Here is a 12,412-nt window from a genome sequence, read left to right on the forward strand (position 1 = left end):
CTGTTCCTTTACGTTCCGGGACGGCTCAGTGGCCGAGGAGCTTCTTGACGGCCTTGACGTCGGCCTTGGCGAGGACCTGGTCCTCGTTGAGGCGGGCCTTGCGCTTGGCGGACTTGACCTCGAGGTTGTGGCGCATACCGGCCTGCTGCTTCATGATCTTGCCGCTGCCGGTGACCTTGAAGCGCTTCTTCGACCCGGAGTGGGTCTTCTGCTTGGGCATCGTGTGCCTTTCCGTGGGGTGGATGGGGGCCGCGCGAGCGCGGGATCGGTCTGGGAGGACCTATTCGGCCGAGGAGTCGGCCGGAGCTGCTGCGGCGGTCCCGGACGTGGTCTCGTCCGCCGGCTTGGTCTTCGCGGAGTGCTCGGAGGCCTTGCGCTCCGCCTTCTCGGCGGCACGCTTGGCGTTGAGCTCGCCCTTGACGTCCGACTTGTTCTTCAGCGGCGCGATGATCATCGTCATGTTGCGGCCGTCCTGGGTCGGACGCGACTCGACGACGCCGAACTCGGCGATCTCCTCCGCGAACTTCTGGAGGAGTCGGACACCCTGCTCGGGACGCGACTGCTCGCGACCGCGGAAGAGGATCATCGCCTTCACCTTGTCGCCACCGAGGAGGAACCCCTCGGCACGCTTGCGCTTCGTCTCGTAGTCGTGCACGTCGATCTTCAGGCGGAAGCGGACCTCTTTCAGGTCGGTGTTGACCTGGTTGCGGCGGGCTTCCTTGGCCTTCTGAGCGGCTTCGTACTTGAACTTGCCGTAGTCCATGATCTTGGCGACGGGCGGCTTCGAGTTCGGCGCGACCTCGACCAGATCCAGCTCGGCTTCCTGCGCGAGGCGCAGTGCGACGGCGATGGGGACAACGCCGACCTGCTCGCCCTGGGGACCGACGAGTCGGACCTCGGGGACGCGGATTCGGTCGTTGGTACGGGGATCGGTGATGCGGAGCTCCTTCAATCAGGTGGTGGCCGTCCGGGGCGTGTGCCCGGGACGACGGCACGAGAGAGGAGATCTGACGCACGGATCGCAGACCCGTTCGGCAGCCGCCCGACGCCGACCCTTGCGGTCCGGCCGACCGGGGCCCACGTCGTGAGCACCGGCGGAGCGGTGGTGACCCGGTAGCCTTGGTGCAGCCACGGGTGGGAGGAACTCCTCTTTCGTGACACCGTCCTGACTCCCGGAAGGATCCGGGCGCGGACAGCGTCTGCCGTCGGCGAGTCTAGCAGAGGAGCACCGTGACCGACACCCCGAGCAACCAGGCCCCCGGATCCGACGAGGACGGGCTCGACGGCGCGGGCGATGCCGCCAGGGACATCTCCGAGGTCCCCGCGATCGAGCTCGTCAACACCGTGGCCGTCCACCTGCTCAGTGCCGCCGCCGTCAAGGTCGGCCTGGCGGACGACCCCGAGCGACAGACCGACCTGGACGAGGCCCGCAAGCTCATCACCTCGCTCGCCGGCCTGGTCACCGCTGCGGCCACCGAGATCGGCGACCAGCACGCCCGTCCGCTGCGCGACGGGCTGCGCTCCGTGCAGCTCGCGTTCCGCGAGGCCTCGGCCATCCCGGACGCGCCGGGCAAGGGGCCGGGCGAGAAGTACACCGGTCCCGTCAACTAGCCCCGGACCTCCCCGGTCGGACCCGGGCACGGACCGGACGCGGACGGACCGGACGTGGACGGACGGGAGGCCCGTGGCGGTGTCGCCACGGGCCTCCCGTCCGGTGTGCGGTCAGCCCGCCGAGCGGGCGACCAGTCGGTCCACGGCCGCGACCGGGATCCCGACCCACGTCGGACGGTTGCGCGCCTCGTACACGACCTCGTACACGGCCTTGTCGAGCTCGAACGCGTCCAGCAGTGCCCGGTGCGCGCGCAGGTCGGCACCGCTGCCCCGCGCGTAGCCGTCGAGGAAGGCGTTCCGCGCCTCCTGCGCCCAGTCCCCGGTGTCCACGGGATCGTCGTCGTGTGCGAGCGCACCCGCGACGTAGTCGAACGAGCGCAGCATGCCGGCGACGTCCCGGAGCGCGACGTCCGGACGCGAGCGTTCGGGCATCGGGCGGAGCGGCTCGCCCTCGAAGTCGAGGAACACCCAGCCGCGGGGCTCCGGGGCCGACAGGACCTGCCCGAGGTGCAGGTCACCGTGGATGCGCTGCATGGTCGGCCACGGCACGGACGCCGCACGGTCGTACACGCGGGCGACGGCGGCGGCGTGGTCGGCGACCTGCGGCACCTCGGCCGCGGCGGTCTCGAGTCGGCGGCGCATGGTCGCGACGGCCTCGTCCACCTGCTCCGGGCCGGCGGTCGCGGTCGGCATGGCGTCGGCGAGGACGGTGTGCACCTCGGCGAGGGCCGCACCGAGGCGGTCCGCGGCGCTCGCGAAGGACTCGCCGCCACGGGCCGCGGTCAGGGCCACGCGCCAGGCGTCCTCGAGGCCGGGCAGGAACTCCTGCGCGAAGGCCAGGTGGCCGTGTGCGGTGCCGCCCGGCTGCCCGTCGTCCGGCCACTCCCCGGCGAGCGCGCCGAAGGTCCGGGGCACACGCTCGGACCCGGCCGCCGAGAGCGCCCGCTGCGTGGTCACGTCGGGGTTGGCGCCGTCGTGCAGCACACGGAAGACCTTCGTGATGACCTGGCCGCTCTCCTCGGTCCCGCAGATCACCGAGGTGTTCGACTGCTCGCCGCTGAGGACACGGGCGTCGGTGACGGGGCCGATGTGGTCGCCGTCGGCCTCGATGCGTCCGAGCAACCAGCGTGCGTAGGCGACGTCGTGCGGGCCGTCGTAGACGTGTGCGCCGTCGACCTCGGCCACGAGGGCGTGCGCGAGCTCGGGGACGGGCGTCTGCCGGATCGTGAGCGGCACCTGGTACAGGACCGGTCCGGTCGGGGCGTCGTCGAGCACGTAGAGGGTGCGGATGCGGGCCTCGGCGGTGTCGTCGCTGTCCTCGGCGAGGACGCGGACCCGCGGGGTCCCGCCCTTCGCCGCGTACCAGCGTTGGTCGGCCATCCAGCCGGCGACGGCTGTCTCGAGGGGGTCGGCGTGCACGGCGTCGGTCATGTCGGGGACGGTACCCGTCGCGGCTGCACCGGTCCGGGGGTTCGGCCACTCCGTGCCGTCCGCCCGCCACTCCCGTGCGCTGTCCGGTCTGCATGCGCCGCCTTTACATCGATGTACCGCACGACCAGCATGGAGCCATGAACGCGTACCCCGGCAACGACGCCGCACCCGCACTCCCCGTCGCGACCCGCCAGGACGGCGAGTACCCGCGGCCGCAGATGATGCGGTCCCACTGGGCGGACCTCGACGGCACCTGGTCGTTCCGGAACACCGGGGACGACCCCTCGTGGCGGGACGGGTTCCCCGACGCCCGGGACATCATCGTCCCGTTTCCGCCGGAGTCCGTGGCGTCCGGCATCGACGAGCCCGGGTTCCACCCCGTGGTCTGGTACGCGCGGACGATCACCGCCGCCGACCTCGCGGCCGCCGGCCACGGCACCGATGCCCCGCGCCTCCTCCTGCACTTCGGCGCCGTGGACCACCGCGCACGCGTCTGGGTCGACGGCCGGTTCGTCGGCGACCACGAGGGCGGCCACATCCCGTTCACCCTCGACGTCACCGACGCCCTGACCGGCGACGGCACCGGCATCGGCACCGGCACCGGCACCGGCACCGACGACCACACGCTCGTCGTCCGCGCCGAGGACGACCCGCACGACCTCACCCAGCCCCGCGGCAAGCAGGACTGGCACGAGCAGCCGCACGACATCTGGTACCGCCGGACCACGGGGATCTGGCAGACCGTCTGGCTCGAGGCGGTCCCGAGCACGGCCGTCCGCTCCGTCCGGTGGACGAACGTCGACCACGAGACGATGCGGCTCACCGTCCGGCTGGCGGGCCCGCACCCGGCCGGGACGCGGCTCCGGGTCGAGGCGCACTGGGCGGAGCACGACGAGCACCTCGCCACGGTGGAGGTCGCCGTCCAGCCGACCGCGCACGAGGTCGACCTCGTCGTGCCGATCGCCCGGCAGGCGAACGGGCAGGCCGAGCAGGAGCTGCAGTGGAGCCCGGACGCACCGCACCTCGTCGACGCGGTGGTGTCCCTGGTGTCCGCCGACGGCGCACCGCTCGATGCCGTGAGCTCGTACTTCGGCATCCGCACCACCGCGGTCGGCAGTGGCCGGTTCCTGCTCAACGACCGCAGCATCGACGTGCGCAGCGTGCTGAACCAGGGCTACTGGCCGGAGTCGCACCTGACCGCACCGACCCGCCAGGCCCTCCGCCGCGAGGTCGAGCTCATCAAGGACCTCGGCTTCAACGCGGCGCGGAACCACCAGAAGATCGAGGACCCACGGTTCCTGTACTGGGCCGACCGGCTCGGCCTCATGGTCTGGGGTGAAGCACCCGGTGCGTACGCCTTCTCCCCCACGGCCGTGCAACGCCTGATGCGCGAGTGGATGGACGCGGTGGAGCGGGACGCCTCGCACCCCTCGGTCGTCACCTGGGTGCCGGCGAACGAGAGCTGGGGCGTGCAGCACATCGCCACGGACCCCGCGCAGCAGGCGTACGCGCGTGCCCTCGCGGACGTCACGCGGGCGCTCGACCCGACCCGGCCGGTGATCTCGAACGACGGGTGGGAGCACCCCGACTCGGACATCCTGTCGGTGCACGACTACGAGGGCGACGGGGAGCGGCTCGCCCGCACGTACGCCGACGACACCGCGCGGGCCCGGCTGCTCGCCGGCATCGGTCCGGCGGACCGTCCGATCCTGGTCGGTGGGGCGGTGGACCGCGGCCAGCCGGTGATGCTGACCGAGTTCGGCGGCGTGAACCACCAGCCGGGCGTGCAGCGCGACGACGCCTGGGGGTACACGACCGCGGCGGACGGCGACGACTGGATCGCCAGGATCACCGCCCTCTACGACGCGGTGCGCGCGAGCTCGTTCCTCGCCGGCAGCTGCTGGACCCAGCTCACCGACACGATGCAGGAGACGAACGGTCTGCTCAACGCGGACCGGAGCCCGAAGGAGCCGATCGAGCGGATCCGCCGGGCCGTGCTCGGCCGCTGACCGCGGCGGTCCGCCGAACGGGTGGCGGAACCGACGGGTGGCGGAACGGACGGGAGGCCCGTGACCAGTCGGTCACGGGCCTCCCGTCCGTCTGCCGGCACCGAGGCGCCGACGGACGCGACTACCCCGCGAGGAAGCGGAGCACCGCCTCGTTCCACTCGTCGCGGTGTGACGCGAGCACGCCGTGCGGGCCGCCCTCGATGACGTGCAGCTGCGCGTCCGGGATCGCCTCGGCGGTCCGCTTGCCGGACACCTCGAACGGCACGATGCCGTCGGCGTCGCCGTGGATGACGAGCGTCGGGACGTCGACCTTCGTCAGGTCGTCGCGGAAGTCGGTCGTCGCGAACGCCGCCGTGCAGTCGAGCGTGCCCTTCGGCGAGGCGAGCTCGGCGATCGCGAGGTCGTAGGCGCGCTGGTCCTCGCTCACGAGCGGCTTGTGGGTCAGCGAGACCTTGCCGCCGGCGGTGTAGAACATGTCCACGAACTCGTGCAGGAACGCCGGGCGGTCGCCCGTGATGCCCGTCGCGAACCAGTCGGCGAGGTCCTGGTCGACGCCGCCCTCGGGGTTGTCGTCGGACTTCCACAGGTACGGCGGGACGGCGCTGGCGAAGACGAGCTTCGCGACCTTGCCGGTGCCGTAGGTCGACACGTAGCGGGCGAGCTCGCCGCCGCCCATCGAGAACCCGATGAGCGTGACGTCCGTCAGCCCGAGCTCCGTGATGAGCTTGTCGAGGTCCGCGGCGAACGTGTCGTAGTCGTACCCGTTCCACGGCTGCGAGGACTGACCGAACCCGCGGCGGTCGTAGGCGATGACGCGGTGCCCGGCGGCGACGAGGGCCGGGACCTGGCCCTCCCACGAGCGGCCCGACAGCGGCCAGCCGTGGATCAGGACGACGGGGTCGCCCGTGCCGAAGTCGTCGTAGTGCAGGTCGATGTCGTGCCCGTTCTCGGCTCCGACGGTGATGAACGGCATGCTGCCTCCGTGGTGGTGGTTTCCAGGGAACGACCGCGATGCAACGCCCGGCCTCTGGACGCGACCTGGCCGGTGCGGCGAACGGACAGCGGACCGTCTGCCAGGATCGGGCAGGTGACGGACCCGGCGGCGACGACCCGAGCCTCCCGGCGGGCCCGCGTGGGGCGGACGGTGACGGCCGTCCTGGAGGCCCGCCACAGCGGGTGGACGACTCCCCTCCTCCTGTGGCTGGCCTCGCGCATCGTCAGCACGGTGCTCCTCGGTTCGGTCTACTGGCTCGCGACGGCGAACGGGTGGCACTTCGCCTCGTACCGGCGTGACCCGTCGTTCGCCACCTTCTCGGGCTCGTGGGACGCGTCCTTCTACCGGACCATCGCCGAGCACGGGTACCCGCGCGACCTGCCCACCGACGGCGACGGGCACGTCCTCCCGAACCCGTGGGCGTTCCTGCCGCTGTTCCCCGGCGTCGTCCGGGTCCTCATGGCGCTGACGGGGTCGTCGTTCTGGGTGGCGGGGCTCGTCGTCGCCACCCTGTGCGGTGCCGGGGCGTGCGTGGTCCTGTTCCGCCTCGTCCTCGCGGTCGCGGACGCCCGACGTGCGCGATGGGCGACCGCGTTCTTCGCATTCGGCGCGACGGGCTTCCTGCTGCAGGTCGCGTACGCCGAGAGCATGTTCCTGGTCCTGCTCTTCGGCGCACTGCTCGCGCTCGTGCGCCGGCGGTACTGGCTGGTCGCCGTCCTCGGTGTGCTCGCGGCGGCCGCCCGCCCGGGGGTGCTGGCGCTCGCCGTCGCCCTCGCCGTGCACCTCGTCGTGCGGGAGGTCGCCGCCCGGCGTGCGGAAGGCGGCCGACCCGGTGGGGAGCCGTTCCGGTGGCGGGATCGCGGCGCGGTCGTCGCCGCAGGGCTCGTCGTCGCGGCGGCGGGGCTCGCGTGGCCGGTGGTCGCGAGCGCGGTGACCGGTCGTCCGGACGCGTACCTCGAGACGGAGTTGTCGTGGTGGGTCGGGTTCGTCGGCCGGCAGCACTTCGCACCGCTGACGCCGTGGTTCCTCATGGCGGGGACCTGGCTCGGGCCCGCGGGCATCGTGCTCGTGGTGCTCGTGCTCGCCGGGGCCGCGTGGTTGTCCTGCCGACGGGGCGTCCGCGCGCTCGGGCCCGACGTCCTCGGCTTCGCGGTCGCCTACGTGGCGTACCTGGTGGCGGTGTTCCTGCCGCAGCAGAGCCTGCCCCGCCTGCTCATGCCGGTCGCGCCGCTGCTCGCCGCCGACACGTTCACCGCGACCCGGCGACGGGCGACCGGGTGGCTCGTGGTCGGCGTGTGCCTGCAGGCGGTCGCGGTCGTCCTGCTCTGGTTCCTCGGGTTCCCCTGAACCCGGGCACCGGCGCCCGACCACGGACGCGGGCCTCGTGCCTCAGGCGCCGGTGCCGGACCCGCGGCGCGGTCCCGGGGTGCGGAGTGCGACCACGAAGCCGATGACGGCTGCCACGGCCACCGCCAGGGTGGCCCCGGCGTTGAGCAGGAACGGCATCCCGTCGACCGTCTGGCTCCGGAAACCGAGGAACGCGTCGTACAGCACGTGGAGCAACACGGCCCCGAGGAGCGACCCGGTGACCCGACGGGCGAGGTGACAGGCGGAACCGAGCAGGAACGTCGTGAGGACCTGGAACGCGCTGCCGTCCGCGTTGAAGGCGTGTGCCAGGGCGAAGGTCGCGGTGGCGACGAGCCACACCACCCACTCGGGCGCGACCCGGCGGAACCCCGCGACGAGGACCCCGCGGAAGACGAGCTCCTCGACGAGGGCCACGGCGAGCACGCCGACGAGGAGCGCGCCGAGGTACCCACCGGCATCGGCCCGCAGGGGTGTCGTGAACGCGACGAGCGTCACCGCGGTGAACACGACGAGCACGCCGACACCCCACCACGACCGAGCGCGAGCGGGCTCGGTCAGGACGGACCGCCACCCGCCGAGCGCGGACACCACCACGACGAGGACCACCAGCACGAGCCCGTCGCCCAGGGCCTGTCGGAGCAGTCCGGCCGTCGAGCCGAGCGGGTTGCCGCCGGCCCCGCCGAGCAGTGAGCCGACGACGAGCAACAGGACCGGCAGGAGCACGGCGAGCCCCGCGCTGACCACGGCGGCCACGACGTCGGACCGGACGCGGGCGGGGAAGGCCGGACCGCGGTCGGTCTCGCGGAGTGCAGGTCCGGGCACGGGATCCCCTCTCGTCGCGGTACGAGGACACCCGTGATGGTACCGACGCGCCGCACCCTTCGTGCCGTGCGGAGGGTCCGGTCCCTACGCCGCGATCGTGTGGAACCAGGCGGTGCCGCCCGGGTGCTGCACCGTGATCATCTCGTCGAGGTCACGGTACGGCCCGTCCTGGTTGTGGCTCGCCGACTTGATGCGGATCGTGCCGTCGGCCTCGGTGAACACCTCGGACACGATGGTCGTGTGGTCCGGCGAGCCGTTGCCGTTCCAGTCGAACATGACGATGTCGCCGACCGCGACGTGCTGGCGTTCGTCAGAGGTCCGGCGGGTGAGCCCGAACGTGGCCGCGTTCCGGTCGAGCCACGGGTCCATGGCCGGGCAGTAGGTCCACGTCGAGGAGTGCTCTGCACCGCCGGCCCGGTTGTACCAGTCGGCGCGCTGCTCCCAGCCGCGGGCCTCGAGCGTCTGGTTGACGTAGTTCGCGCAGTCCCCGCCGATGGGGTTCATCGTCCCGTACTCGGCGGTGTTGTAGTCGGCCCAGTGCCGCATGGCGTACTCGAGCTGGCGGTCGACCGCGGTCTGGGCCGCGTAGGCGACGGTCGTGGTGGCGACCGCGGTGCTCGCGTCCGGAGTGGCCGAGGCCGTGGGGGTCGGCGTGCTGGCGGCACCGTCCTGTGTGGCACCCACCTGGCCGTCGTTCGCCTGGCTGCCGTTGCCGTCCGAGATCCGGTTCGCCGACGGGACCGGTTCCACGGGCTCGGTGAACAGCGCGACGTCGGCCGGCCCCGCGGTGTACATGGCCTGGTGCGGCGCCGTGAACGTGACCTTGCCCGCTCGGGCGACCACGTCCCGTGCGGCGACCCCGCCGACGGTGACGCCCTTGACGACGGCGAGCCCCGACCCGGTGACGGTCACGGTGACGCCGCCGGCGAGGGGCAGCTCCGCCGGCTCGACCGTCGTGGCCGAGGGGCGCGCACTCGCGGCTCCGGTCGGCGACGAGCCCGACGACGTCCCGCCGGCCGGTGCCGCGCCGGACGACCCCGGCGTCGACGAGGACCGGAGCCCCGGCCCGTCCGCGGAGCAGGCCGCGGCGACGAGGCCGACACCGGTGATGCCGGCGAGGGACAGGAGGGTGCGGCGCGTGATCGGAGCAGTCATGACCGGACCAGGCTATGCGACGTCGTCCCGGGATCGGCCGACCGCACCGCCGGGAGCAGCGCGGGGTCAGGCAGCGGGGTCAGGCAGCGGGGTCAGGCAGCGGGAGCGCTGACGTTCACGAGCCAGGTGATCCCGAACCGGTCGGTGACCATGCCGAACTCGTCGCCCCACGGCGCCTGCGTGAGTGGTTCGAGCACCCTCCCGCCGACGGACAGGGCCGCGAAGTACCCGCGCAGGTCCTCGGCGTCGTCAGCGTCACCGGAGACGGACAGCGAGATGTTGTTCGTCTCCGACCGCCCCATCGACGCCGGGGTGTCCGACGCCATGAGCACGTACCCCCGCGTCGTCTCGAGCTGCCCGTGCATGACCTTGTCCGCGTCGGCCGGGTCCCCGTCGGCGCCCATCTCGGCGAAGGTGCCGATCCGCAGCTCACCGCCGAACACCGACTGGTAGAACTCGAGCGCCTGTCGGGCGTCGTCCCGGAAGCCGAGGTAGGGGTTCAGTCGCGAGGTCATGATGGGCTCCTTCGTCCGTCGCCTCATCGTGACAGCCGACCCGGAGCCCCGCAAGGACCGATCAGCGGCAGGAGACGTCGCGGTCGATCGTGGTGGAGCCGTACGCGGCCTCGATCTGGGTCATCGCGATCGTGCCGCCGGACAGCGGGGTCCCCGAGCAGGCCTGGCGCGCCTTGGTGATCGTGCTCTTGCCGAGGGCGATCCAGCTCGACCGGCCGTACAGCGTGCTCGACGAGCTGACCGACCCGGCGATGGTCTTCCACTGCGACGGCGTCGAGTAGATGCCGATCGTCCGGACCCCACCCGCCTTGAGCCCGGCGATCATGCCCTCGAGCGCGGCGCGGTTCTGCGCGGTGCTCGACTGGTAGGACAACCCGGTCTCGACGTCGAGCCACCAGCGGTACGCGGCGGGGCGGTCGATGCCGCGGATCGTCACGTCGTCGTAGCCGCGCGCGTACCCGTACATGAACGAGCACGCGAGCGTGAGCTGCTTCGCACCGCCCTTGGTCGAGCACCGACCGAACCGGTTCGCCGGCGCGGTGCCCTTGTACGTGTTCGACTTCGGCCAGACCGACGCCTGCAGGCCGGGGTTGGCGAACAGGACGTAGAGCTGGGTCTTCGGCTGGGTCGATCCGCCGACGGACCCCGCGGCCCAGGCCAGCTGCTCGGCCAGGCACGGGTTCGTCGTGTTGCCGAGCGATCCGTTCACCCCGACGATGCCGAACGCCTGTCCGGTCGGGACCGTCCCGCCACACTGCGGCCACGAGATGTCCACCCCGGTCGGGGTGACGGCGGCGGAGGCCGCGGCGGTCGGGCCGGCGACGGCGACACCTGCTGCGATGACGACGGCGGTGGCGACGGTGGCGACGAGACGACGGACGCGGTTCATGCTTCTCCCCCTGACGTGCCCGAGCGGGCGGCGTGCCCGAGCGGGCGACGGTGCTCGGTCGGGCGACGGTGCCCGGCCGAGTGGCGGCTCCCCCTCGGGACCACCTGTTGTGGCGCACGGGGAGTCTAGGGGCCGAGCACCCGGCTCCGACACCCCCCGTGGCGGTCTGTGGAAGGCTGGCAACGAGAACGGCCGGCAACGAGAACGGCCCGGGACCATCGGTCCCGGGCCGTCGTGCTGCTCGGTGGAGCTAAGGGGATTCGAACCCCTGACCTTCTCATTGCGAACGAGACGCGCTACCAACTGCGCCATAGCCCCGAGTGCTCGACAACGATAGCACCGGGTCGCGGCGATCCGGTAATCGGGCCGCGGCGGTCGGGCGTGCCGTCCGGTCAGACCGCTCGACGGCGTCGCATGATCGCGTCGAGGTCCGTCTGTCCGTACGCGTCGTCGCCGATCACGCCCATCCCGACCCAGCGGCTCGGGGCGGCGGGGGCGGCGGCCTCGTCGGTCGCGGAGGCAGCCGGACCGGGCGCAACCGGACCGGGCGCAGCCGACGCACCGGGCGCGGGCGCACTCCGGGGAGCGGGCGACCCGGCGGTCGCGGCACGGAGCCCGAGCCGCTCCGCGAGCCGCCCCTGGTCGTGCGAGGACAGCGCCGCGGCGGCCTCCTCGACGTCGGCACGCATCCGCGACACCCGGGCGAGCGACGGGTCGGCCGCAGCGGCTCGGACGGCAGCCGCTTCTGCCTCCGCCTCGGCCTTCGCCTGGGCCACGCGGTCACGCAGCCGGGCGGCGAGTTCGGCCGACGACTCCGGGGACGGATCGGGTCGGGTCGGTGTCTGCACGTACAGCGGCTTCGGGATCGGCCCCGGCGTCCAGGTGCGGTCCGCAGGCGCGGCCGTCGGCTGGTCGGTGGAGAGCGGCGGCGCCGGGTCCGTCCACGCGGTGCTCGGCCGGGAGGCCCGGGTCTGCTCCCCCGCACCGGCCGCGGCCCGTCGACGGCGCGCGGTCGCGACCTGGTGCAGCTGTGCGAGCACGGCCGCTGAACCACCGGCCGCGACGAGTCCGGCCACCGCGAGCAACCAGGCGCCGGGGGCGACGACGAGCACGACCACCGCGAGCACGAGCCCGAGCGTGCCGAGCGTCGTGGCACCGAGACGTGAGCGACGCATGCGCATCGCGGTCAGGGCGGGCACCGAGGACGCTTTCTCGAGCACGGGCGCCTGGGCGGCGAGGCGACGGGTGATCTCCCGCTGCCGTGCGGCCTCGTGGGCGCGGACGATCGCGGCACGCTTCGCCTCCTCGGACCGGGCGACGCGCTGCGCCTCGGCGAGGGACTTCGCGTTCAGTTCGACGCGCACCTCGTCCGGCAGCTCGGCGGTCTGCGCCAGGATGCGGAGGGTCTGCTGCAGTCGGATCGCGTTCCGCTCGGTGGCGAGGTACTCACGACGGGCCGCCCACGCGGGCATCAGGTACACGACCCAGAGCACGGCCGCCACGAGCAGCACGACGCCGCCGCCCCAGGTCCCGATTCCCATGGGGGCAACGGTAGGGGGAGCGCGCCGCCCGGACGCCCATTGCCGGGAGCGTGTCGAGCGAGTCGTGACGGATCCGT

General features: G+C 72.8%; 12 protein-coding genes and 1 tRNA gene. 3 read left to right on the top strand and 10 right to left on the bottom strand.

The features are described 5' to 3' along the window. Positions 1–25: 25 nt before the first annotated feature. On the bottom strand, positions 26–220 hold the full coding sequence (gene rpmI, locus DEJ16_RS14985; RefSeq protein WP_110824045.1) for a 50S ribosomal protein L35: 195 nt from the start codon (positions 218–220) through the stop codon (positions 26–28). A gap of 60 nt (positions 221–280) precedes the next feature. Then, entirely contained in the window at positions 281–952 is a 672-nt protein-coding gene (infC, locus tag DEJ16_RS14990) for a translation initiation factor IF-3 (RefSeq protein WP_110824046.1), read from the bottom strand. A 278-nt stretch (positions 953–1,230) separates the two neighbouring features. On the opposite strand from infC, the gene DEJ16_RS14995 reads away from it, so the two are divergent. Continuing rightward, positions 1,231–1,611, top strand: a complete 381-nt coding sequence (locus tag DEJ16_RS14995) for a DUF1844 domain-containing protein (RefSeq protein ID WP_110824047.1) — start codon at positions 1,231–1,233, stop codon at positions 1,609–1,611. 111 nt (positions 1,612–1,722) lie between these two features. Here DEJ16_RS14995 and DEJ16_RS15000 read toward each other — a convergent pair whose 3' ends face one another. Then, positions 1,723–3,042 (bottom strand): phosphotransferase, encoded by a 1,320-nt coding sequence (locus DEJ16_RS15000; protein WP_110824048.1) that lies wholly within the window; start codon positions 3,040–3,042, stop codon positions 1,723–1,725. 137 nt (positions 3,043–3,179) lie between these two features. On the opposite strand from DEJ16_RS15000, the gene DEJ16_RS15005 reads away from it, so the two are divergent. Next, the gene (locus DEJ16_RS15005; protein WP_110824049.1) at positions 3,180–5,051 is read left to right on the top strand and encodes a glycoside hydrolase family 2 protein; all 1,872 of its coding nucleotides are present in this window, start codon (positions 3,180–3,182) and stop codon (positions 5,049–5,051) included. 121 nt (positions 5,052–5,172) lie between these two features. Here DEJ16_RS15005 and DEJ16_RS15010 read toward each other — a convergent pair whose 3' ends face one another. Then, the gene (locus DEJ16_RS15010) at positions 5,173–6,024 is read right to left on the bottom strand and encodes an alpha/beta fold hydrolase (protein ID WP_110824050.1); all 852 of its coding nucleotides are present in this window, start codon (positions 6,022–6,024) and stop codon (positions 5,173–5,175) included. A 171-nt stretch (positions 6,025–6,195) separates the two neighbouring features. Between DEJ16_RS15010 and DEJ16_RS15015 the strand changes: the two genes are divergently transcribed. After that, on the top strand, positions 6,196–7,392 hold the full coding sequence (locus tag DEJ16_RS15015; protein ID WP_258366020.1) for a hypothetical protein: 1,197 nt from the start codon (positions 6,196–6,198) through the stop codon (positions 7,390–7,392). A 42-nt stretch (positions 7,393–7,434) separates the two neighbouring features. On the opposite strand, the gene DEJ16_RS15020 is transcribed toward DEJ16_RS15015, so the two are convergent. From DEJ16_RS15020 to DEJ16_RS15045, 6 genes are all read right to left on the bottom strand, one after another. Further along, a complete protein-coding gene (locus tag DEJ16_RS15020; RefSeq protein ID WP_110824051.1) occupies positions 7,435–8,235 on the bottom strand; it encodes a CPBP family intramembrane glutamic endopeptidase in 801 nt (266 codons plus the stop codon). An 84-nt stretch (positions 8,236–8,319) separates the two neighbouring features. Further along, positions 8,320–9,390 carry an amidase domain-containing protein gene (locus tag DEJ16_RS15025; protein ID WP_110824052.1) on the bottom strand — a complete coding sequence of 357 codons (1,071 nt, stop codon included), beginning with the start codon at positions 9,388–9,390 and terminating at the stop codon, positions 8,320–8,322. 92 nt (positions 9,391–9,482) lie between these two features. Beyond that, the gene (locus tag DEJ16_RS15030; protein WP_110824053.1) at positions 9,483–9,905 is read right to left on the bottom strand and encodes a VOC family protein; all 423 of its coding nucleotides are present in this window, start codon (positions 9,903–9,905) and stop codon (positions 9,483–9,485) included. A 61-nt stretch (positions 9,906–9,966) separates the two neighbouring features. Continuing rightward, positions 9,967–10,794 carry a hypothetical protein gene (locus tag DEJ16_RS15035; protein ID WP_110824054.1) on the bottom strand — a complete coding sequence of 276 codons (828 nt, stop codon included), beginning with the start codon at positions 10,792–10,794 and terminating at the stop codon, positions 9,967–9,969. Positions 10,795–11,039: 245 nt separating this feature from the next. Further along, positions 11,040–11,112, bottom strand: a tRNA-Ala gene (locus tag DEJ16_RS15040). Between the two features lie 74 nt (positions 11,113–11,186). Next, entirely contained in the window at positions 11,187–12,335 is a 1,149-nt protein-coding gene (locus DEJ16_RS15045) for a hypothetical protein (protein ID WP_181419628.1), read from the bottom strand. Positions 12,336–12,412 lie beyond the last annotated feature (77 nt).

The organism is Curtobacterium sp. MCJR17_055, assembly GCF_003224335.1.
Taxonomy (GTDB): domain Bacteria; phylum Actinomycetota; class Actinomycetes; order Actinomycetales; family Microbacteriaceae; genus Curtobacterium.